A 22,793-nucleotide genomic window follows, 5' to 3' on the forward strand; every position below is an offset into this window, starting at 1 on the left:
TCATGCTCGAAACTTTGGAGGTCAAGACCGAGGCCGCGGTGCAAGACGTGCTGCGCGTCGAGGGGCTCAAGGCCTACTACCAGATGAACTATTTCGGCGTGCGCCGTGAGGTTCGGGCGGTCGACGATGTGACCTTGACCATCAAGCGGAACGAGATCTACGGCATTGCCGGGGAATCCTCTTCCGGCAAATCCTCGCTGATCAAGACCATCGCCGGTGCCATCACCCCGCCGCTGCGCGTTGTGGAAGGCTCGGTCAAATTCGAGTTCGGCGGCAAGACGCTCGACGTCTATGCCGAACCCGGCAGGATGAAGGCGGCGCGCTGGAAGCACCTGTCCTACATCATGCAGGGGTCCATGAACGTGCTCAATCCGGTACGCCGGGTAAAGCACGCTTTCCACGACTTCGCCTTCAAGCATATGGGCCTGTCCGAGGCCGCGTTCCGCACGCGGGTGGAAGCCCATCTTCACCGCATCGGGCTCGATCCGCATGTGCTCGAGGCATTTCCGCACCAGCTTTCGGGCGGCATGCGGCAAAGACTGACCATTGCGCTGGCCACGGTCTGCGAGCCGGAATTCATCATCGCTGACGAGCCGACCACGGCGCTCGACGTATTGGTCCAACAGGATGTGCTCGCGCTGATCAAGGATTTGCAGCAGCGCATGGGCTCTTCGATCATTTTCGTGACCCACGACATGACCGTGCATGCCGCCATCGCCGATCGCATCGGCATCGTCTATGCCGGGCGGCTGGTGGAGGAGGGGCCAACCATCGATGTGTTCGAGCGGCCGCAGCACCCCTATACGGCGCACCTCATCAGCAGCCTTCCGCGCATCGGGGACACCCGCAAGCGCAAGGCCCTGCCGGGAAAACCGCCCAATCTTGCCGAGCCCCCGAGCGGCTGTCGGTTCCATCCGCGGTGCCCGCTCGCCATCGATAAATGCCGCGTGGAAAATCCGCCACTTGAGGCCCGCAATTCCGGTCGGGTCGCCTGCTGGCGCGCCGGAGAGGTCGAAGTCGCATGAGCCCGCTGCTTGAACTGAGCCACGTCAACAAGGACTATCGCATCGGCGGCTTCTTCGACCGCTCGACCCTGCATGCCGTCAAGGATGTCAGCTTCACCCTCGATGCTGCCAGGCCGGAGATCTTCACCATTGTCGGGGAGTCCGGCAGCGGCAAGACCACGACGGCGCGCATGATCCTCGGCAATGAAATCCCCACCAGCGGCACGCTCCGCTTCATGGGCGAGGACATAGCCGGCATTCGCAGCCGAAAGGCCCGCCTCGCCTTCATGGCAAAAGCCCAGCCGATCTTCCAGAACCCCTTCGAGGCCTTCAATCCGCTGACAACGCTGGACTATTACCTGTTCTCGACGGCCCGGCGCTTCCTCAATCTCACCGCCAAGACCGAGGTCGAAGCCGCCGCCGACAAGGCCCTCCAGCATGTCGGTCTTTCCCTCGCCGAAGTACGCGGGCGCTATTCCCACGAGCTCTCGGGCGGGCAATTGCAGCGCATCGCCGTCGCACGGGCGCTCATCCCCGATCCCAAACTGATCGTTGCCGACGAGCCGGTGTCGATGGTCGACGCATCCCTGCGCATGTCCATCGTCAACCTCTTCCGCGACCTCCGGGACAATCTTGGGGTCTCCATCATCTACATCACCCACGATCTCTCGACGGCCTACTATATCTCGGACCGTGTGATCATCATGCACCGGGGCGATGTGGTGGAGGCCGGCGACGCCAAATCGGTTCTCGGCAACCCGCAGCAGGCCTATTCCCGCGCGCTTCGAAATGCCGTGCTCCCGCCCGACCCGGTCGAGGCACGCCGCATCATCATGGAAAAACTGGCCGGCTAAGCCACTCCCGTCGCCTCGATGGAAAGATGGGTCCGTCGCGCCCGCACACCGGCACCGCGTGCTGGAGCTTTGCTGCGCCGTTTCGTCGGCAACGGAATATTGGTCTTGACTCCAGATCATCTAATTCATAGATGATCTTTATAACTGATCATATGGAGTCTAGATCATGACCGCGATTTTTCGCCTGGATGCCAGCATAAGGGAGGCTGGGTCCGTCACGCGCGCCGTTGCGAACAGCCTTCAGGAGAAGCTGGTGTCCGGCTTGTCCAGCCCGTCATTGACGCAGCGCGATATCGGCCTGTCCCCCTTGCCGTCGACGGCGTGGGCAGGGGCCATTTTCGGGCCCCATATCCCCGAGGCCCAGCGTACGCCCGAGCAGGTGCAAGGCATTGCCCTGGCCGCCGAACTTGCCGATGAACTGATTGCCGCCGACGCCTATATCTTCGCGCTGCCGTTCTACAATTACGGCGTCTCCCAGCATTTTAAGGCCTATGTCGACATCGTGCTGGCCGATTCCCGCTTTCCGGCCGGCGGGGCCTCTCCCATTGCCGGGCGTCCGGCACAATTGGTCATCGCCCGGGGTGGCGGTTATGGCCCCGGTTCGCCCCGCCATGGCTGGGATCACGGGACGGCATGGTATCGGCGCGTCTTGGAGGATATCTGGCAGCTGGACGTCGAAATCATCGAATGTGAACTGACGCTGGCCGATGTCACCCCCGCCATGGAACAATTGCGAGGGCTGGCCGCCGAAAACCTTGCCAAGGCGCATGAAGCAGCCCATCGCAACGGCCAGTTCATGGCCGAACGTCTCGATGCCGTTCCGGTTCTCGACTTGGTTGCCGGGGCGCGCTAAAATGCGTCCATGAGCAAGAGCCGGACGAAATCATGCGAACCGTCCTTCGGCGTTGGGCTGGGCTGGGCCTTGGCCGCACTGCTGAAAGACTATCAGAGCCAATTGGAGGCGGCCCTTGAAGGGCTGCCCGGTGGCGCGCGCGCATTCCTGGTCATGTCCCATGTCGAACAGAAGACCTGCCAGAGCCAGATTTCGATTGCCGAGCATCTCGACCTGGACAAGACGACGCTCACCTATTTGCTCGATGCCCTGGAAAAAGAAGGGCTCGTCAGGCGCACCACGGACCCCAATGACAGGCGCAGCCGCCATATCACGCTCACCACGGAGGGCGCATCGGCCCTCGCGCGGCTCGCCAAGGCAGTCGGTGAAATCGAGCACAATATTCTGGGACGGCTCGGGGGCGAGGACGCAGCGCAGTTTCACCAGTCACTGATGAAAATAGCCGGGCTTGAAGGCAAGACGATGGGTGAAGTCATCGAGTCCGATGAAGGGGCGCATATTTGCCAGTCAACGATGGGCATCACTGCCGATAGCTGAAATGATGTCGGGATCGTAGAGACGATATGCGCCCGTCACAGGCTCTTGCCCGGGAGGCGGATCGATGGCGACAGCAGATCTTGCCGATGTTTACCGCGACTATATCGACTGCCTGAACAGGCAGGACTGGGACCGGCTTGGCCGCTTTGTCGATGAAGGCGTGCGCCATAATGCCCGGCAATTCGGCCTGCCGGGATACAGGAAAATGCTCGAGCAAGATTTCGAGCAGATCCCTGATCTTCGTTTCGAGATCGATATTATCGTCGTCGATGCGCCCCATGTCGCGGTGCGGCTCTGGTTCGAAGTCACGCCAATAGGCGCCTTCCTTGGTCTGCCGGTCAATGGGCGCACAGTCTCATTCTCAGAAAATGCCATTTATGCATACCGTGGGGGCAAGATCCGCGAGGTGTGGTCGGTGATCGACAAGGCGGCCATCGAAGCCCAGCTGGGATAGCCGGCCGAAATGCCGGCGCGTCAGGCTTTGTGCGCATTTTCGGCCGTCTCAGGTCATCTCCTCTCCAGCCCGCTGTCAGGGCAGGAAGAAGTCGGCGTCTTCCTCCTGCAAATAGGGCCTTGCGGCCTCGGCATCGATGTCGAGGCCAAGGCCGGGGGCTTCGAGCAGGTCGACGTGGCTATCGGTAACGATCCGCTCGGGCAGGCCGATGACGATATCCTTCCACCAGGGATCTGAGGCGCTGGGATATTCGAAGGCGATGTAGTTGGCGGGCAGGGTGGCGCACACATTGATGAGGGCACCGAGCCCGAGAAGGCCATTGGCGGTGCCATGCGGTGCCATCATGATCGAGTGCATATAGGCGTGCTCGGCGACCCATTTGAGTTCGGCAATGCCACCGATATCGGCCGGGTCCGGTCCGACGACGCGCACTGCCTGGGTCTCGATCAGCTCCTTGAAATTGTGCCGGGAATAGATCTGCTCGCCGGTATGGATCGGTGTCGTGGTCGAAACGGTCAGCTCGCGATAGGCCTGCGGATTGACCCAGGGAACGTAGTCGCCGGTCAGCATGTCCTCGAGCCACATGAGATTGTATTTCTCGACCGCCCGCGCAAAGCGGATGGCATCGTTGAGGAACCAGCCGGGTCCGCAATCGAGCGCCAGGGACACCTTGTCCCCCAGGACCTCCTTCATGGCCGCGACGCAATCGAGCATGTGGTTGAAGCCGCGCTCGGAAATCTGCCCCTGGTCCATGGCGCCGTGAAAGTCGGAATTGTTCTGGCGCACGCCATAGTGGAAGTCGGCAATGGTGTCCTTCATCTTGGAATGGAAGGAAATGCCCTGCTTGATCATGAAGAAGTTTTCGGGCCGCTCCATCATCCATTTGACGTCTTCGGCATAGTCTTCGGGCCTGTCGCCGCTGCGTTTGCGGCGGATCGAGCCGTTATAGACGCGCACCCTGTCGCGCACCTTTCCGCCCAAAAGCTTATAGACGGGCACATTGGCGGCCTTGCCGGCAATGTCCCATAGCGCGTGCTCGATGGCGCTGACGGCTGCGCCATAGGGTTTGAAGCTGCCGCGCTGGCGGATCTTGAGCATGCAGCGTTCGACATCGGTTGGGTCCTCGCCGATCAGCGCCTCCCGAAAGTGCAGCACGAAGGGTTTTATATAGGGCTTGGTGAATTCCACCTCGCCCAGGCCATGCAGGCCCTCATCGGTCACGATGCGGACAATGGGGTGCTGCCCGATAACGGCGCAGCGGAGATCGGTGATCTTCATGCTTGACCCTATTTGACGGCCGAAAAGGCGGTGGGTGTCAGAAACTGCGTGGACACATTGGCAATGATCGGCCCATCTCTTTCCGAGGCGTCGCGCACCCTGATCCAGTCGGGGTCCCTGCCAAATAGATCCCATTTGGTCTCGCGCTCGGCCAGGCTTTCCCAGGCGAGGAAATAGGTGAGATGGTTATTGCTCTCCCCGGCCAGGGTGGTGAAGAAGCCGGCCTGGCGCATCCCGTGTTTTTCGAACAGGGCGCAGGTGTGGTCGGAAAATCGCTTGAGCAGCGCCGGCATGCGGCCCGGCAGGCAGGTGTAGATCCGCATTTCGTAAATCAATCTGATATCCCCCCAAAAAACGCCGGCCTAGTGCCGGTGCAAGCCATCAACTCCAGGTGCGGTCCCAGGAATGTTCGAAATCCCAATGGTCGGTCGGCTGCCAGATGCCGGAGACGCCGGGTTGGAGATGCTGGCTGATGATCTCGTCGACAACATCGTCTATGCCGAGGCCCGGCTTGTCCGGCACTTCGATGAAGCCGTTCCTGATCAGTGGCTTGGGTAGCCCGGTGACGATGTCGTCCCACCAATCCACCTCCACCGAGTGGTATTCGAGCGCCATGAAATTCTCGGTGGCGACGGCGACATGGGCTGCCGCCATGGCGGCAATCGGGCTTTCGGCCATGTGGATGGCCATGGCGACCCCGTGGTCCTGCGCCATGTCGCCGATCTTCTTGGTTTCCAGAATGCCGCCCGAGGTCAGGAGGTCCGGGTGGATCACCGAAATCCCGGCCTTGAGCAGGGGCTCGAAACCCTCCTTGAGATAGATGTCCTCGCCGGTGCAGATCGGCACCGTTGTGGCCTCCTGAAGGTGCCGATACTGCTCGGTATATTGCCAGGGGATCACGTCTTCGAGCCAGGCGGGCACGTATTTTTCGATGCGCCGGGCCAGGCGTATGCCGCTTTGCAGCGAGATATGGCCGACATGATCGATGGCGAGCGGCACTTCGTAGCCGATCACCTCGCGTACTTCGTGGATATATTGCTCGAGAAGATCGAGTCCCTTGTCGCTGAAATGCAGGCCGGTGAAAGGGTGCCGCACATTGTGGATGTCATAGACGGCGTTGCGGGCAATGCGCTCCTCGGCGGTACGGGAGCGGCCATGGCCGGGCGCGACGCGGTATCCCTCGAGGGAACCGGCGGGGGCAACGACGGCACCGGGGATATCGGCGATCTGCATCAGCCCCAGATCCATCTTGAGGAAGGTGAAGCCCATGTCCATGCGGGCTTTGAGGCGCTTGCCGGTTTCGGTGCCGCTCGGCTTTTCGGCGTCCGTATCGCAATAGCAGCGCACCTTGTCGCGAAATTTGCCGCCCAGCATCTGGTAGATCGGCACGCCATAGGCCTTGCCGGCGAGGTCCCAGAGGGCGATCTCGATGCCCGAAACGCCGCCGCCCTGCCGCCCGTGGCCACCGAACTGCTTGATGCGACGAAAAAGGCGGTCGATATCGCAGGGGTTTTCACCGAGGAGCCGGCTCTTGAGCATCAGCGCATAGGTGGCGCTGGCCCCGTCGCGCACCTCCCCAAATCCCACCAGCCCCTGGTTGGTATAGATCTTGATCAGTGCCGAAGTGAACGGGGCGCCGACGATTTCGGCGACCCGCAGGTCGGTGATGCGGAGCGCGCTCGGCCGCGACGCGGTCCTCACATTCTCCTCGACTGTTTCTCCTGCAGCTTTGGCGTCCATCTGGTCCCTCCCTACCGTCTGGCCTGAATTCAAGTTCAGTCGATGTCGATCCTGTTGGCGTCGAGATAGTCCCGGTTCATCTCGACGCCGAGGCCGGGCGCGCGGCTGAGCTTGAGGCTGCCATTGGAATTGTCCAGCGGGCGGTCGATCAGATGGTCATATTTGCTGAGATTCCATTCGGAGGTCTCGAGCCGGTAGAAATTCGGCACCGTCATCATCACCTGGGCGCCGGCAATGACGTTGATGGGGCCGGCGGCATCGTGTGGCGAAACCGGGATGTAATAGGCCTCGCACAGCGCCGAAATCTTCTTGAGCTCGGTAATGCCGCCGGTCCAGGTAACGTCGGGCATGATGTAGTCGGCAAGCTTGTTCTCGAGAATGGGCACGAAATCCCATTTGGTGTGACCGCGCTCGCCCCAGGAAATGGGGACGTTGACCTTGTCGCGAACCTGCTTGAGGGCGTTGAAACTTTCGGGTGGCACGGGCTCTTCGAACCAGTCGATATCGCCCGCTTCCTCCAGTGTATTGCAGAGCCGTATGGCTGTCGGAACGTCAAAGCGCCCATGGGCGTCGATCAGGATTTCGATGTCCGGTCCAGCGGTTTGGCGAATAAGGGCGGTGAGTTCGGCCGCTTCACGCTCGTCCTTGCGGGTCATCGAGCCATCAAGATAGCCCTCGGACTGCTCACGGGGCACGCCCTTGTTGTCGAGCGGCCTCTGCTGGGCGAAGGGGTCAAATTTCAGGGCCGTGTGTCCGGACGCGATGATGTCGCGGATCTCCTGCTGCACCGCCTCCTTCGAGGTGAATTTGCGCTGGTCGGGGTGGGTGTAGAGCAGGATATCGTCCCGCACCGGTCCGCCGAGCAATTCGTATATCGGCTGGCCCAGGACCTTGCCGCGAATGTCCCAAAGGGCGATATCGATGGCGCTGACGCATTCCACCGCCGCCCCCCGGCTGCCCATATAGGTGAAGTTGCGGAAGATCTTGTGCCAGATCCGTTCGATATGGGCGGGATCATCCCCCTCGATGATCTTGCCGATCTGGCGCAGCATGAGACAGAGGGCGCGATTGGCCACGAAGGTCGTGGTGGTGATCTCGCCCCAGCCCGAAATCCCCTCGTCAGTCGTCACCTCGACGAACAGGAATTCCCCCCAATACGATGCGTCCGATTTGATCAGCCACGGTTTCACACCGGTGACCTTCATATGTTACCCCTCCGTTAACATTAGACCGGCAGATGCTAACTCGCGCGCGCTGCCTCCACCGCTCGCATATGCTCGAGAATGTGGCGCCCGGAGCCTTCGACATGCTGGGCCACCAGTGCTGCCGCCCTGTCGGCTTCGCCATTCTTGATGAGTTCAATAAGTTCTCTGTGTTCGCGAATCACCTGCGCGCGTCGCGCCAAAGTAAAGTTGAAGCGACGGCTGACAGCGCGCAAGACTTCTCGATGCTTCCACCAGAGTTCTGCTGCGTGCCTGTTATAGTGCCGTTCATACATGATTGTGTGAAAGCGCGTGTCGAGCTCGCTGTGCTGGAGTTGATCGGCGAAGTTGTTTTCCTCGATTTCGGCCTGCACCCGTTCAAGCTGGGTGATATCTTCCGGCGTCGCCATGCCCACGAACCAGCGGGTCAGCGCTGGCTCGATAAGCACCCCTATCTCATAGATATCCCTCACGAAATCCTGGTCGATCGGCCGAACCCGGGCGCCACGATTGGGTGAAATAACGACAAAGCCCTCTCCTCTCAGGAGCTGCAGCGCCTCCCGAACCGGGTTGGTCGAGGTTTCGTGCCGCTGTGCCAGTTCGGCGACCACGAGGCGCGCATTTGCCTCCAGGCGACCGGAAATTATGTCGTCGCGGATCTGCTGGTAGACCGAGTCTCCTGCCGGTGTGGCGCCGCTGAGAGCCAGGCCCGCGGGCGGCTGCGCCTTGTATTGCTGCATCTAAAGTCCTGTTATTCCGAAATTTTCCAGCGCTGCAATTCGTCAAGCAACTGCAGAATTACGCATCTATTTCCCTAGATCGTACAGCAAACTGCTTGGATAATGTACAATAATGCACGGTTGACACGCAATTTCTCATCTGTAACGTTGCCATTTGTGACTGACGTGCATCAGAAGGCCCAAGGCTCGATCACCGTGTCACGAGGAGGATACCTGCCGCGGAGGGACGCTGGCAGGGGCACAGGAGGACTAGATGAGGAACTACCCGATGGGCCGCGCTTTGGCGCGCGGCGCAGTAGTCTCTGCACTTGCCGTGTCTATGATGGGCAATTCAGTATTCGCCCAAAGCGTCGATCTCAGTCAGTGGTCGCCCGAATATGTGCGATCCATCGCGGGGACGGAGACCTACAACACCGCCGAGCAATGCGGAGCGGTTACGCCACTCGATTATGAGGGCAAGCTAACCTTCTGGTATCAAGGCGTTTTCGAGGGTGACCCCGATCTCCTGCGCCAGTATTACCGCGACTTCTTCGAGGCGTTCCGCACCACCTATCCCAATATCCAGCTCGAAGAGCAGGCGCTCACCTATAACGATCTTCTGGATAAGTTCAGGACCGCTCTGCTTGGCAATGCCGGCCCGATGGTCGTGCGCCTGCAAATTCTCGGCGGCGTCGAGTTTGCCTCGAAAGGTTATCTGCAGGAACTCAAGCCAGAAGACGTCGGCTGGAAGTCTGAGGATTTCTGGCCGGGCGCGCTCAAGTCCGTCATGTGGGAAGGCAAGGCCTATGGTATTCCCACCAATAATGAAACCATGGCTTTGATCTGGAACGCCGACATCTTTGAGCGTGCAGGCCTCGATCCTGAGGTGCCGCCTGCAACCTGGGATGACGTTGTCGCCTATTCCAAGCAGATCCACGATACGCTTGGGGTCGCCGGTTATGGCCTCGTGGCCCGGAAGAATGCTGGCAACACGCCGTATCGCTTCATGCCGCAGCTGTGGGGCTATGGTGGTGGCGTGTTCGACGAGGCGGACGCCAACCCGACCTATGACGAAATCCGCCTTGATAGCCCGGAGAGCATCCGCGCCCTGCAGGCATCCTACGATATGTATGTCCGCGACCAGTCGGTCCCGGTTTCGGCATTGACCAACCAGCAGGCGGACAACCAGCCACTGTTCCTCGCCGGCCAGTTGGCCATGATGATCTCGCATCCGTCCGACTACGACGTGATGCTCGATCTGCAGGCCAAGGCCACCGGTTCCGATAAGGAAAAGGCACAGACCGTCATCGACAATATGCGCTATGGCCTCATCCCGACCGGTCCGGACGGGCGGCGCGCTGTCGTCTTCGGTGGCTCCAATATCCACATACTCAACCCCGAATATGTTGAAGGCGGGGAAGTCGACGAGGCCGCGGCAAAGGCGATGGTCTGCTTCTGGACCAGTCCCGAATGGTCGCTGAAGATGGCCTATGCGGGGTCCAACCCCGGTAACCTCAACGGCTTCAAGACCGAATGGATGAAGGAGCGCCTCGACAGTATCGAGTTCCTGGATGTCACGACGTCGATGCTCCCCTATGGCGTGCCGTTCCCGACCCTGCCGGAAACGCCCGAGATCATGAACATCATCATTCCGGACATGATCCAGAATGCTCTGACGGGCGCGATGACAGTGGAAGAAGCGGCCAAGGACGCAGCCCAGAAGGTCCGGGATATCCGGGAGGGCGGCGGGCTCTAGCTCCCTGCTTTTCGAAGGTGATCGGCGGCCTTTGGCTGCCGATCCTCATCCTGCCAGGATATGGAGCACCAACTTGACCGTCCATACAGGCTATGCCGGGTCCGCCCAGGCTGTCAGGAACAAGCCCCCGGGCCTCTTCCAGCAGATGTGGGCCAGCCGTTCCGATTATCTCTATGTGCTGCCGGCTATCGTCGTGATGCTGGTCGTGATCGCGTACCCGATCTACTACACGGTTGACCTCTCCTTTTTCAGAACGCCGCCTGGCCTGCAGCTGCGCGACAAGGTGTTTATCGGCGTAGATAACTATACCACCATCCTGTCCAGCGACGTTTTTTGGCGGGTGACGCTCAACACGGCGATCTGGACCCTGGCTTCCACGGTCATCGCCTTCATCCTGGGCTTCGCATCCGCGCTGGCATTGCACCGGGACTTTGGTGGTCGCGCCATATTGCGCGCCATCCTGATTATTCCGTGGGTGATCAGCGCCGTGGCCGCCTCCTATATCTGGAAGTGGATCTATCACTCCGATTTCGGCATCATCGGCGCGGTAATGGTGCAGCTCGGTCTCGTCGCTCGCCAACCCAATTTCATCGACAACGTCAACACAGTTCTGCCTTCACTGATCGTGGTCAATATCTGGCGGGAATTCCCGTTTGCCATGATCATGGTAATGGCTGGCCTGCAGACCGTCCCCGATCAGCTGCTGCGTGCGGCAAAGGTCGATGGTGCTTCGGCCTGGCAGCGCTTCTGGCACGTCACGTTTCCGCACCTGCGCAGTGTCTCGACGGTTACCATCCTCCTGCTGTCCGTGGCCAATTTCAATTCGTTCATCGTGCCATGGATCATGACCGGGGGCGGACCATCCAACGCGTCTCACATCTGGATCACACACATCTACGAGCTTGCCTTCGGGCGACAGCGCTGGGGTGTTGCGGCGGCCTATTCGGTGCTGCTCTTCATTATCCTGATGATGCTCGGCTACTTCTACGTGAAGGCGCTCAGCGGCAATGAAAAGCAGGAGCAGGGCGCATGAGCGTGACCTCCATACGTGAGACCCCTCGGAGCCGGAAACGCATTGATGGCTGGCGCTGGGCGGGCCGCATTTTCCTGTTCCTCATGCTTCTCTACACGGCTGTGCCGATGATCTGGATGCTGTTGACCTCGATCAAGTCCGGTTTCGCGGCGATGCAGTTTCCGCCTCAATGGTGGCCCGCGGAGCCAACTCTCGCGAGCTACCAGAAGCTACTCGACCCCCAAAACAGCGTGGGGCAGGACTTTCTGCGCTTCTTCTGGAACAGCCTTTTTGTTTCGGTCTGCACCACCGTTCTGGCCGTGGTGGTCGCAGTCCCGGCCGCCTATGCCTTCTCGCGCTTCCGCTTTCCGGGGCGCCGGTTCCTGTTTTTCGCGGTGCTGCTGCGCAACATGTTTCCGGCGGTCATCTTCCTCGTGCCACTGTTTATCCTGATGCGCCTTTTGGGTCTGGTGAATACGCACGGCTCGCTGATCCTTACCTATCTCACCTTCGGACTTCCGCTCGCCATCTGGCTGCTCAAGGGGTTTTACGACAACATTCCCGTCCAGCTCGAACAGGCCGCGCGGATCGATGGCGCGACGCGCTTCCAGGCATTCTTCCTCATCGTGATGCCGCTCTCGGTTCCGGGCATCATCGCGACAGCGATCTATTCCTTCATCGGCGCGTGGAATGAATACATCTTTGCCGCCACCTTCCTCACCAAGAACGAACAGCTGACACTGCCGGTCGGGATCCAGCGGTTTTTCTCCGAGAACACCACGGATTTCCCCGGGCTGATGGCGGCCAGCTTCATGATGAGCGTGCCGGTCGTCGTGCTTTTCCTCATCCTGCAGAAATATTTCGTGCGTGCCCTCACCGAAGGCGCGGTCAAGCACTAGAAGGGTTTTCAATGGCTCAGGTCGTTCTCAAAGATCTCGTCAAGTCCTACGGCCCCGTCTTCGCCGCTAACAAAGTGTCCCTGACCGTCAATGATGGCGAGTTCGTCGCGCTGGTCGGGCCGTCTGGCTGCGGCAAGACGACAACGCTCAACCTCGTGGCCGGTCTCATCCCCATCACATCGGGCGACATCGTCATCGGCGACAGGGTCGTCAACGATCTCGACCCCAAGGACCGGGACATTGCGATGGTGTTCCAGAACTATGCGCTCTATCCGCAGAAGACGGTGTTCCAGAACCTCGCCTTCCCGCTGCAGATGCGAAAACTGCCAAAGGCCGAGGTCGAAGCCAAGGTGATGGAGGCGGCCAAGGTGCTCGACATCACCCATTTGCTCGAGCGGCGACCGCGCGAACTTTCGGGCGGCCAACAGCAGCGTGTCGCCCTCGGCCGCGCTCTGGTGCGCGACCCCGCGGTATTTCTGATGGACGAGCCGCTCAGCAATCTCGACGCAAAGCTGCGCGTACAGATGCGAAGCGAGATCAAGCGCTTCCATCAGGATCTGCATGCCACCATCATTTATGTGACGCATGACCAGCTCGAGGCCGTCACAATGGCCGACAAGATGGCGGTCATGAACGGCGGGATGCTCCAGCAATACGACACGCCGGCGCAGGTCTTCGCCAATCCGGTGAACATGTTCGTCGCGAGCTTTATCGGCAGCCCGGCCATGAGCCTTGTGCCACTGGAACTCACCAAGGTCGACGGTCGGGTCGCTGTTGCCAGCAGCGACGGATGGCACTTGCTGCTCTCCGAGCGCAACGCCCGAAAGGTGGCCAAGGCCACGTCAAACAAGATCGTCCTTGGTGCCCGCCACTCCACCATTAAGCTTCACAAGAGCGCAGTTGAGGGCTCCGTTCCCGCCCGCGTCTACACGGTTGAACCCACCGGGGACATCACGTTCGTTCAGGCATTCCTCGCGGGAGCAGTCGTGAACATCAGCCTGCCACCATCGGTTATGGTCGAGCCCGATGAGAATGTGTGGCTCGAATTCGACCAGGATCGGATCCATCTTTTTGATGGCCAGACTGAGATGGCGCTTAGCGCCGACTGAACCACTTCGAGATTTTTATGCCTGTCACATTGAAGATTACTGCAATCAAGCCCTTCCCCGTTCGGGTGGGGATACGAAACCAATTCCTGGTGAAGGTGGAAACGGATCAAGGCATCAGCGGTTGGGGCGAGAGTGGCCTGACGGGCCGGGAAAAAGCGGTGGCCGGAGCCATCGAACACTACCGGGAATTCCTGATTGGCCAGGATGCCATGCAGATCGGTCGCATCTGGCAGGAGATGTATCGCAGTCAGTATTTCGAGGGGGGGCGGGTGCTGCAGGCAGCGATTTCGGCGATCGACATTGCGCTTCATGACATCAAGGGCAAGGCACTCGGCGTTCCAGTCTACGAATTGCTCGGAGGCCGGCAACGGCATGTTATCCCAACTTTTGCATCGACCGGCGACAGTGCAGGCGAAGGCGCAGTCGATCGGGCCAAACAGTTAATGGCGGAGGGCTTTGGCGCCATCCGCTTTTTCCCCATTGGCCAGGATAGCGCCGATTTCTTCGAGCCGCGCCAATCGATCGCCGCGACAGCCCGTCTTCTCAATAGAGCCAGGGAGGAATTGGGCAGTGAGGTGGTGCTGGGGATCGACTATCATCACCGCCTCTCCGTCGCCGAAGCCGCCAGTTTTTGCGCCAAGCTCGATCGGGGCGTTCTCGATTTTCTCGAAGAGCCAATTCGGGACGAAACGCCGGAGGCCTACCAGTCGCTGCGGACGATGACGGATATCCCCTTTGCCATAGGGGAGGAGTTCGCCAGCAAATGGCAGTTCCTGCCTTACATCGAGCGTGGCATCCATCAGTTCAATCGTCTCGACGTCTGCAATGTGGGTGGTCTCACCGAGGCGATGAAAGTGGCCGGCTGGAGCGAGGCGCACTATGTCGACCTGATGCCGCACAACCCCCTGGGGCCCGTGTGCACCGCAGCGACGATCCACTTTGCGGCCGCCGTGCCCAATTTCGCCTGGCTGGAAACGCGCGCGCCCGAAAGAGGGCTGGGCTTCGACAATGCCGATTTCTTTCCAGTGCAGCCGCAATTGCAGGGCGCCGTCTATCCGGTCAGCGATGCGCCGGGCCTTGGTGTCGAAGTCAATGAGGCGCTCCTGGCGCAGCAGAGTTTTGAGTTCTGGGAGGCGCCGCATCTGCGCCGCACCGACGGTTCAGTCACTAATTGGTAGATCGGAGAAATTCAGTGACGCACACACCGGCGATCACACGGCCGCCAAGGGCGACCATCGAGGCGCTAAAGGCAATCGGCGCTGCAACTGTGGCCGGAACGCTGGGCCACATGGGCATACGCAATCCGCATATGCAGGGTCCCGTCAGCTGGAATCCGGGCAAGTCGATCGTCGGTCCGGCGCTCACGTTGCAGTTCATGCCCAAACGCGAGGATCTTTACGACGAGGGGGAATATGCCGATCCTGAAAAGCAGCTGCATCGGCATGTTCTGTATCATGTCGAGGAGGGCGATGTGGTTGTCGTCGATGCGCGCGCAGACATGAGCTCGGGCGTCTTCGGCGACATGATGAGTACCTATTTCAAGGGTCGAGGCGGGGCCGGCATCATCATCGATGGCTGCATGCGCGACTTCCCGAACGTGCGGAAACTTGACCTGCCAGTGTGGCTGCGCGGATGGACTCCGAACTTTCACACGCAGACGGGCCTCATGCCTTTCGCCGTCAATGTGCCGGTCGCCTGCGGCGGCGTGACGGTCATGCCAGGCGACATCATCGTTGCCGATGATGATGGGGCGGTTGTCGTACCAGTTGCGCTCGCCTCGGAGGTGATCGCCAAGGCGCGCGAACATCATGACTGGGAAGATTTTTCCCGCGAAAAGCTCATGGCTGGGGCTCCGCTCCAGCGCTATTATCCGCTCCACCCGGATGCGCAGGAAGAATACGAGGCCTGGCGAAAGCTGAACCCGCGCTAGACCGGTCCCGTTTCATTCTACGCTTTCGCTGGGAGGGTCGTTTTCCCATTTCGTGGGAATGATGCCAAGCATGGGCCCGATCCGGGCGATGATGCGGCCTGTCATGTCGCCTGCATTGTACGCGGCGGTGCGCCCGGTTCCAGGCCGCTCGGGGCGAGGTTCGTCGACCATGACGATCATCGCATAGCGGGGAGCATCCAGCGGGAAGGCCGAGGAAAAAAAGGTCGTGACTTTCTCGTTGGAATATCGACCGCCGACGACCTTCTCTGCGGTCCCCGTCTTGCCCCCGACGCGGTAGCCGTCGGCCAGCTTGTCGGCACGGCGGGCGGAGCCCTCGAGGGCATTGAGACGGAGGAGGTACCGCATCTGTTCGCTAGTTGTGCCGCTGATGACCCGCCTGACTGTTTGCTGCCCGTCATCTTCGGCTAGCCTCAGCAATGTAGGGGTAAGCAGATGCCCGCCATTGACCAGCGCGGCAGTGGCCGAGAGCATCTGGATAGGCGTCACGCTCAGGCCGTGGCCAAAGGACACGGTGGCCGCTGCGACACTTGAGAGCTTTTTTGGGACAACAGAAGCGGTGACCTCGGGCAGTTCGATCCGCGGCATGTCGTCAAAGCCCATGCGGGACAGGAACTGCCGGAACGCGTCGGCGCCCATTTTCTCGGCAATACGCACGGTCCCGATGTTCGAGGAATAGGTGAACACCTCGGGGATGGAGAGGTGACGATATTTTCCGTAATAGTCGGAGATCGTGTGCCGTCCGAACCGTACCGGCGTGCTGGCGTCTACCTTGTCCGTCAGTCTTATCGCGCCGGCATCGAGGGCCCCGGCGATGGTGATTGGCTTGAAGATGGACGCAGGCTCGAATTTTGCCGCTGTCATGCGGTTGAACCGGCCATCCTTAAGCATCGTCGTCGGGTCATTGGGGTCAAAATCCGGCAAGGACGCCAAGGCCAGCAATTCCCCGGTTTGCACGTCGATGATGGATCCGGCTGCGGCGGCCGCCTGATAGCGCGTCAGAGCATCCCTCAGTTCTGAATGCAGTACGTGCTGGACACGCATGTCGATGGAGAGGCGGACCGGCTTGAGTGCGGTATCGTGGGCAAGTCCCAATTGGTGCAAGAGGGCGAGGTCGCCATTCTTGTCGAGGTAATGCTCGATGCCGGCTATTCCGCGGTTGTCGATGTCGACCGCGCCAAGAATATGGGACGCCTGACTGAAACCGGGATAGAACCGCTTCGTCTCGGACAAAAAGTCGATACCAGGTATGCCCAGCCGCATGATGTCGGACTGGATATTCGGTGTGAGCTCACGCGCAATCCATGCGAAACCACTGTTCCCCGAGAGGCGGCTGTGCAGCCGATCGAGATCGAGTTGCGGCAAGACAGAGTGGATGGCCGAAGCGGCTTCGGCAACATCCACGATGTTTCGCGGTTCAGCAAAAAGGGAAGGCACCCTGATGTCCAGCGCCATTGCAACCCCATTTCGGTCCACAATGGTTGGGCGCGAGGCAAGGGTGGAATTGAGCACCCGGCCGTCGATGGATCGCGTCGTATCCAAGGAGCCAAACCACACCAATCGAGCTGCGACGAGCAGGAAGCCCATGGAGACGAGCCAGAATGCCCATTTGGCGCGCCGTGTCGTCGTGTCGCGATTACGTTTTCGGCCGCCAGAGAGATGAATGACGCGATGTTGGGAGCAGAGTTTTGATCCGGGTGCCACCGACGGTTGGTACCGCGTCGATTGCATCTGCTCGCTCAAATCTTCACAGTCTCCAGCACGCGCAGCCCCAGGCATGCGCCTGTATCGGGTTGCCATATAATCAGTATACTGATCATCGGTATGCTTGTCAATTTCGGGGTTGAGTTCTTGCCGGTCAGTTCATTGCCAGGCCATCTGGCGCGCCGCTTTCATCAGCTCTCCACCGCGCTGTTCGACGTTGAGATGCAGCGGAGCGGGATCGACCTGACGCCTGTTCAATATGCTGCGCTCGCCGCCATTTTCGCCAAACCGGAAATCGATCAAGCCTCGCTGGCAGGCCTTATCGGATACGATCGAACGACCATAGGCGGCGTCGTGGACAGGTTGTGCGACAAGGGTTTTGTGGCCCGTAGCACCAATCCCGGCGATCGCAGGGCCAAAGTGCTCGTCTCCACACCGGCAGGGGCGGCAATCCTGGAACGCGCAAATGAAATTGTGCGGGCGGCACAGGAGCAACTCGTTGCCGGGCTTGATCGCTCTGAGAGGAAACAACTCGTTCAGCTGCTCGAGAAGGCCATCACAGCCTTGGGCGATGTCAGTCGCACGTCACGCTAAAGCGTTCCGAGGAAAAGTGGACGCCACTTTTCCTGTTCGGGAGCGTGACAAAGCAACGACTTAGAGTGATTTCATCGCGTCAACGACGCGGTGAAGTCCTCTAGGCATCGAACGGGAAAACGCCAGCGCGAAGTCGGCGAAAGGGCAATGTCGCGATGTTGCTCGTGCATGGTCCAGGGGTGGAGACAGTGTAGGACCCGCGCATGATCTTGTCATAGGCCCGCCGGTGCTGCACCGCGGCCTTGATGTCGATTGCCTTGAGACTTTCGGGAATGATTCCTTGGGAGCGCAACTGCCCGAGGTCTGCGGGAGCCATTTTGACGGAGCTGAGAAGAACGGTGACGCCGGCGACTTGGATCACCGCCGAAGGCCCCATATCGATATTGACGCCGCGCGATGCCACGATGTGGCTGTTTCGGTCCTCGAGGACGTATTTTCCGTCACTGCGGCGCAAAAAAGTGCCCTCAACCTCCAGCGGGCCAGCGCCCAACTTGCTTCCTTTTCCGCCGATAGTGAGTTTTACGGTGTCACCGGGTTTGGCACTTGCCAGTGCTGCCACGGCTTCTGCATCGGCGATGGCCACGGCCGCATTGTCAATGCCGTGACGAAGGAAGGCCCGGAGCACTGCAGTATCGTCTCCGGGCGCGCCCCCACCGATATTGTCCGATGGTTCTACGATAAGAAATGGACCACCCTCGTCGCTTTTCGATTTGATATCAAGAACCGCCGCATCGAGATCCCATTCGGGTGGCTGTCCAAGTTCGCGCATGTCGACCGCGAGTTGTTCGAGCCGGTCCAGTGCGTGTGCCGCCTCTTCGGCCGGTCCCGTGGTGACGACGGAGAAAGCCACGCCTGCAGACGGCACGTCGGAAAAGGAGTAGCCGCCGATAACATTGGCGACCCAGATGCCATTGTCCTCTGCCTCGATCTGTCGGGCCAGGGCTTCCAAATCCTTCATCGGGCTATCGGCTGTCCCCGTGCCCGGCGGCGCCCACATAACCGGGGCATTGCGCGTGTACATGCGGGGCACGGCGCCCTCGTTCAAACACCGGGCCAAAAGGCGGGCGGACAGGACAGCCATATCGCGGCTGTCTGTGTGGGGATTTTCCCGATACGCGACCAGGCAATTCGCCCCCTCCGACATCAGCTCCGTGAAGTTGGCATGCAGGTCAAAAACACCAAATACGGGGAGGGTTTCCGCTCCAGGAACCGTTCGGATCATGCGTAACAAGTCGCCTTCCACATCCACGCTCTCGGTGGTCACGTGGGCCCCGTGCAAAGACAGCCAAATCCCGTCGAGCCGGCCGCGCGCCAGGCTGTCGCGCAACGTGTTCAGCAATTCCGCGGTGAACTGAACAAAGACCGAATGGTCTACCGGGCCGGCAGGCGCGGCTTGATAGTCATTGGCGGGAATGACGGTCCAGCCGTGTTCATCAGCGACCTCCAGAAAGCCATCTATCGTTGAGGCATCTCCCCGGCGGGCGAGCAGCTCAGCACCGCGCTTGATCGAGAAATCGTCCAAGGAAGTTCCCTGCTCAACGAAGGAATGCGTTTCGTGAAACAGAGCGGCGATCAGGATCGTCTTTGTCATACTGTGGCCCGCGTCGGTGGGAATGACCCGACGTGCAATTACGCACGCCGGGTCTTCTAATTGACTCTGTCTCGAATTAGTCATGAGCAAAATTCATGACGAACAGACGCGCTTTCTACTAAGAAAGCGTCAGAAATATACACGAGATGGTCGAATACTACTTTAGAATATTGCCTTGGTTGTCGCTATTGACAGTGACTTTGAAAGCCTACTTACATTTGTGCATTATCTGAACTTGCGCTTGTTTCGTTGGGTGGAACAATTGCTGATCGCTCAAGGCGGTGGGGAGAATTATGCGGGTTTTTGCAGCGTCGCTGGCCACAGAAACAAATACCTTTTCGCCGATCTTTACCGATCGAAGCGGGTTCGAAACGGCCTTCTATTGCACGCCGGGAACGCATCCGGACACACCCACCCTCTGTTCAGCGCCAATGGTCGCCGCGCGACGCCGGGCCGAGACGGATGGCTTTACGCTGATTGAAGGCACGGCGAGCTGGGCTGAGCCGGCCGGACTTATTTCGCAAGGGGCGTACGAAAGTCTGCGGGATGAAATTCTGGATCAGCTCAAGGCCGTAATGCCGGTCGACATCGTCGTCTATGGCCTCCACGGTGCGATGGTGGCCCGGGGATATGATGATCCCGAAGGCGATCTCCTGGCGCGTACACGCGAGATCGTGGGTCCCGACGTCGTTATCGGCGCCGAGTTGGACATGCATCATCACTTGACGCGCAAGCGGGTGCAAAGCGCGGACATTCTCGTGGCCTTCAAGGAGTTTCCGCATACCGATTTTCTGGCGCGCGCCGAAGATCTTCTGGAGCTTTGTCTCCGTGCCGCTCGGGGTGAGATACAGCCGGTGACAGAGGTGTTCGACATGCGCTCTCTTGCTGCCAGCTTCATGACCAGCCGGGAGCCGGGGCGCAGTTTCGTCGACCGCCTCATGGCAATGGAAGGAAAGGACGGGATCCTTTCCATCTCGGTGACGCACGGCTTTACCCCGGCCGATGTGCCGGATGTCGGGTGCAAGGTGTTTGTCGTGGCTGATGGCGAGGCGAACCGGGGCAAGGCGAAGGCGCTGGCGGAAAAGCTCGGCCGTGAAATATTGGCTTGGCCTCCCGGATCATCCTCACCACCGCATTTCAAGCCCGCAGAGGCAATCGCCCAGGCGTTGCAGGAGCCTGGTCAGCCTATCGTTTTTGCGGACAGATGGGACAGCCCCGGCGGCGGCGTTGCGGGCGATTCCTCGGTTATGGTGCGCGAATTGCTCGCACATCCCGAAATCCCTTCGGCCATCGGTGCATTGTGGGATCCCGTCGCTGTTCAGTTTTGCCGGGCTGCCGGTGCAGGGGAAAAGATCCGCCTCCGGTTTTGCGGAAAAGTCTCTGAAACATCGGGTTCTCCCATCGATGCGGACGTGCTCGTGAAAGCTGTAAGCGAGGATTTGCTGATCCCGTTCGAGCAGAGTTGGGTCTCTCTCGGGCCTGCTGCCGCGATCAGCATCGGCGCTGTCGATATTGTTCTCGTAACGGGGCGGGCGCAGACATTCAGCCCACCTGCTTTCACCAATCTTGGCATCGACCTTGCCCAGAAGAAGATCGTGGTCGTCAAATCGTCCAACCATTTCTATGCCGCATTTTCCAAGATTGCGGCGGCGATTCACTACCTCGACTCCGGCGGACCCTTCCCGAGCGATCCTCGCAAGATCGCCTATACCAAGCTGGCGCGGCCGATCGCTCCGCTCGACCCAAATCCACTGCTCTAGCGGGGCCCGCAAAGTACTTTTGGGTAGGCGCTGGTCGAGGGGGGTGTCATGCTGAAGTTGTTTCTTGAGGTGGAACTTGGCGTCATTGACGCCATTATTGGCCGTCCCTAGCCTGCGAATAAGGGAAGTTGGGGCGCCTGAGGGAAGGTGCCTCAACACTGCCGGCAGCACCGGCGTAATCTGATGATTTGGCTTGTTAGTCTGTGGGTCCTGCGGTTTGGTCGCTGGCCCGCGAGGGGAGACGCATGCGCATCGCAATCATATACGTGGCGCAGGAAACAAACGACTTCAACCCTCTGCCGACCACGCTGCAGGACTATGAAGCCTTTGGCATTTTTGAAGGGCAGGCCGTCATCGACCGCATGCAGGGTGCCGGGCAGGTGGGCGGCTTTCTGCAGGTGGTGGCCGATTCAGGCCTGGATATCGAAATCGTGCCGATCATCCGGGCGTGGTCTTGCGCCGGTGGCCGGATTACGCGGGATGCATTCGATTATTTCCAGCACAAGATTGAAGACGGCCTGAGGGCAGCTGGGCCGCTGGACGGGTTGGCGCTGCAACTTCACGGCGCCTGCGCAGCCGATGGTATCGACGATGTCGAGGGTCAGCAGGCCGCACTTTGCCGGGCGATACTGGGCCCCAACGTACCCATCGTGCTCGGCATCGATCACCACGCCAATATCACGCGCAAGATTGTCGAAAACGTCGACGCCATCGTGGGGCACCGCACTCAACCCCACGACGTCTTCGATACCGGTGTGATCGGGACCGAGCTCTTGCTCGACATCATTGCCAATAAGCTCAGGCCCACCACGGCCTGGCGCAAGATACCGCTGGTTTCGCACCAGGAGAAATTCCTGACCGCCCATGGCCCGATGAAGAAATGGTTCGACCGTGCACGTGCCATGGAAGCGGATCCGAGGGTGCTGCAAGCCTCCAATTACCCGATGCAGCCCTGGCTCGATGTGGAAGACGGCGGCTGGTCGACAATCGTCGTCACCAATGATGATCAGGCCCTTGCAGAGGAACTGGCCGATGAATTGGCGGATCTCTGCTGGTCGTTGCGCGATGAATTCCAGGAGCGGGAGGCTGTGGATGTCGATGCGGCGGTCTTGATGGCCGATGCAGAGCCCGAGGGGCTCGTCGTGCTGTCAGACACCGGCGATACGGTCTTTGGTGGAGCGGCCGGCGACAGCAATGTGATCCTTGAAGCGGTTCTGCGCCTCGGCATCAAGAAGCCCATACTCATCCCGATGATCTCGCCGGCTGCAGCTCGCACGCTGGCGGAGGCGGGGGAGGGCGCCAGCGTCACCATCGCGCTCGGTGGGGATGGAGCGCCAGAGTTTTTCTCTCCGATTGAAGTCACAGGCACTGTGCGCAAGGTCGGCGGAGGCGTGCTCAACATTGTCGAAGGGCACCATGGCGCAGTCGATCTGGGGATCGCAGTGATCTTCGATATCGGCTCCGTGACGATGATGATCACAGAATTGCGGGGCCTCGCGGGCAATTTGCCCGAGCTCTACGAAGCCTTCGGAATCGATCCTCGAGACTATGGGATTGCGGTGCTCAAGACCGCGTCCAACTTCCAGTATTTTTCCAAAATTGCCAGTTGCGTCATCCGGGCGGACACGCCCGGTCCTGGTCAATCGGACGTTTTTACCCTGCCGTGGAAGCGCATTCCGCGGCCGATCTACCCGCTCGATCCGGTCGATGACTGGCGGGCTGTGTCCTCGATGCCAGGTGGAGGGGGCCCCTCGCGAACGCATCGAACTGTCTAGTCGT

General features: G+C 60.0%; 21 protein-coding genes. 14 read left to right on the forward strand and 7 right to left on the reverse strand.

Features of this window, described 5'->3' with window-relative positions; genetic code table 11:
* Positions 1-2: 2 nt before the first annotated feature.
* The 5 genes from N0P34_RS04135 (at position 3) to N0P34_RS04155 (ending at position 3,702) form a co-directional block, all read left to right on the forward strand.
* Positions 3-1,025, forward strand: a complete 1,023-nt coding sequence (locus N0P34_RS04135; RefSeq protein ID WP_275605747.1) for an ABC transporter ATP-binding protein — start codon at positions 3-5, stop codon at positions 1,023-1,025.
* Positions 1,022-1,858, forward strand: a complete 837-nt coding sequence (locus N0P34_RS04140) for an ABC transporter ATP-binding protein (protein ID WP_275605748.1) — start codon at positions 1,022-1,024, stop codon at positions 1,856-1,858. Before N0P34_RS04135 ends, N0P34_RS04140 begins: the two co-directional genes overlap by 4 nt.
* A 166-nt stretch (positions 1,859-2,024) precedes the next feature.
* On the forward strand, positions 2,025-2,711 hold the full coding sequence (locus N0P34_RS04145) for an NAD(P)H-dependent oxidoreductase (protein WP_275605749.1): 687 nt from the start codon (positions 2,025-2,027) through the stop codon (positions 2,709-2,711).
* A gap of 9 nt (positions 2,712-2,720) precedes the next feature.
* Complete coding sequence (locus tag N0P34_RS04150; protein WP_275605750.1) at positions 2,721-3,248, forward strand: MarR family transcriptional regulator; 528 nt, start codon at positions 2,721-2,723, stop codon at positions 3,246-3,248.
* A gap of 64 nt (positions 3,249-3,312) precedes the next feature.
* Complete coding sequence (locus tag N0P34_RS04155; protein WP_275605751.1) at positions 3,313-3,702, forward strand: ester cyclase; 390 nt, start codon at positions 3,313-3,315, stop codon at positions 3,700-3,702.
* 75 nt (positions 3,703-3,777) lie between these two features.
* Here the strand turns inward: N0P34_RS04155 and N0P34_RS04160 are convergent, their stop codons facing one another.
* The 5 genes from N0P34_RS04160 to N0P34_RS04180 are packed head-to-tail and all read right to left on the reverse strand — an operon-like array spanning position 3,778 to position 8,662.
* The gene (locus N0P34_RS04160) at positions 3,778-4,980 is read right to left on the reverse strand and encodes a mandelate racemase/muconate lactonizing enzyme family protein (protein ID WP_275605752.1); all 1,203 of its coding nucleotides are present in this window, start codon (positions 4,978-4,980) and stop codon (positions 3,778-3,780) included.
* Between the two features lie 8 nt (positions 4,981-4,988).
* The gene (locus N0P34_RS04165) at positions 4,989-5,315 is read right to left on the reverse strand and encodes an NIPSNAP family protein (protein WP_275605753.1); all 327 of its coding nucleotides are present in this window, start codon (positions 5,313-5,315) and stop codon (positions 4,989-4,991) included.
* Between the two features lie 46 nt (positions 5,316-5,361).
* Positions 5,362-6,720 (reverse strand): mandelate racemase/muconate lactonizing enzyme family protein, encoded by a 1,359-nt coding sequence (locus N0P34_RS04170; RefSeq protein ID WP_275605754.1) that lies wholly within the window; start codon positions 6,718-6,720, stop codon positions 5,362-5,364.
* Between the two features lie 35 nt (positions 6,721-6,755).
* Positions 6,756-7,925, reverse strand: a complete 1,170-nt coding sequence (locus N0P34_RS04175; protein ID WP_275605755.1) for a mandelate racemase/muconate lactonizing enzyme family protein — start codon at positions 7,923-7,925, stop codon at positions 6,756-6,758.
* Between the two features lie 35 nt (positions 7,926-7,960).
* A complete protein-coding gene (locus N0P34_RS04180; RefSeq protein ID WP_275605756.1) occupies positions 7,961-8,662 on the reverse strand; it encodes a GntR family transcriptional regulator in 702 nt (233 codons plus the stop codon).
* 253 nt (positions 8,663-8,915) lie between these two features.
* Here N0P34_RS04180 and N0P34_RS04185 point away from each other — a divergent pair, with 253 nt between their 5' ends.
* The 6 genes from N0P34_RS04185 to N0P34_RS04210 all read left to right on the forward strand — a co-directional run bounded on the left by N0P34_RS04185 (position 8,916) and on the right by N0P34_RS04210 (position 15,347).
* A complete protein-coding gene (locus N0P34_RS04185; protein ID WP_275605757.1) occupies positions 8,916-10,397 on the forward strand; it encodes a sugar ABC transporter substrate-binding protein in 1,482 nt (493 codons plus the stop codon).
* A 73-nt stretch (positions 10,398-10,470) separates the two neighbouring features.
* Positions 10,471-11,430 (forward strand): sugar ABC transporter permease, encoded by a 960-nt coding sequence (locus N0P34_RS04190; RefSeq protein ID WP_275605758.1) that lies wholly within the window; start codon positions 10,471-10,473, stop codon positions 11,428-11,430.
* Positions 11,427-12,308, forward strand: a complete 882-nt coding sequence (locus N0P34_RS04195; RefSeq protein ID WP_275605759.1) for a carbohydrate ABC transporter permease — start codon at positions 11,427-11,429, stop codon at positions 12,306-12,308. The genes N0P34_RS04190 and N0P34_RS04195 overlap by 4 nt, the downstream gene beginning before the upstream one ends.
* A gap of 11 nt (positions 12,309-12,319) precedes the next feature.
* Positions 12,320-13,417 carry an ABC transporter ATP-binding protein gene (locus N0P34_RS04200; protein ID WP_275605760.1) on the forward strand — a complete coding sequence of 366 codons (1,098 nt, stop codon included), beginning with the start codon at positions 12,320-12,322 and terminating at the stop codon, positions 13,415-13,417.
* Between the two features lie 17 nt (positions 13,418-13,434).
* On the forward strand, positions 13,435-14,595 hold the full coding sequence (locus N0P34_RS04205; protein WP_275605761.1) for a mandelate racemase/muconate lactonizing enzyme family protein: 1,161 nt from the start codon (positions 13,435-13,437) through the stop codon (positions 14,593-14,595).
* A 14-nt stretch (positions 14,596-14,609) separates the two neighbouring features.
* Complete coding sequence (locus tag N0P34_RS04210) at positions 14,610-15,347, forward strand: ribonuclease activity regulator RraA (RefSeq protein ID WP_275605762.1); 738 nt, start codon at positions 14,610-14,612, stop codon at positions 15,345-15,347.
* A 12-nt stretch (positions 15,348-15,359) separates the two neighbouring features.
* On the opposite strand, the gene N0P34_RS04215 is transcribed toward N0P34_RS04210, so the two are convergent.
* Positions 15,360-17,108 (reverse strand): penicillin-binding protein 2, encoded by a 1,749-nt coding sequence (locus tag N0P34_RS04215; protein ID WP_275605763.1) that lies wholly within the window; start codon positions 17,106-17,108, stop codon positions 15,360-15,362.
* Between the two features lie 81 nt (positions 17,109-17,189).
* Here N0P34_RS04215 and N0P34_RS04220 point away from each other — a divergent pair, with 81 nt between their 5' ends.
* Positions 17,190-17,663, forward strand: a complete 474-nt coding sequence (locus N0P34_RS04220) for a MarR family winged helix-turn-helix transcriptional regulator (protein WP_275605764.1) — start codon at positions 17,190-17,192, stop codon at positions 17,661-17,663.
* 100 nt (positions 17,664-17,763) lie between these two features.
* Here N0P34_RS04220 and N0P34_RS04225 read toward each other — a convergent pair whose 3' ends face one another.
* Positions 17,764-19,254, reverse strand: coding sequence for a M81 family metallopeptidase (locus N0P34_RS04225; RefSeq protein ID WP_275605765.1), 1,491 nt, complete (start codon positions 19,252-19,254; stop codon positions 17,764-17,766).
* A gap of 293 nt (positions 19,255-19,547) precedes the next feature.
* Here N0P34_RS04225 and N0P34_RS04230 point away from each other — a divergent pair, with 293 nt between their 5' ends.
* Entirely contained in the window at positions 19,548-21,014 is a 1,467-nt protein-coding gene (locus N0P34_RS04230; protein ID WP_275605766.1) for a M81 family metallopeptidase, read from the forward strand.
* A gap of 245 nt (positions 21,015-21,259) precedes the next feature.
* Entirely contained in the window at positions 21,260-22,789 is a 1,530-nt protein-coding gene (locus N0P34_RS04235; protein ID WP_275605767.1) for a M81 family metallopeptidase, read from the forward strand.
* Positions 22,790-22,793: the final 4 nt, after the last annotated feature.

Source organism: Devosia sp. FJ2-5-3, assembly GCF_029201545.1.
In the GTDB taxonomy this organism is placed as follows: Bacteria; Pseudomonadota; Alphaproteobacteria; order Rhizobiales; family Devosiaceae; genus Devosia.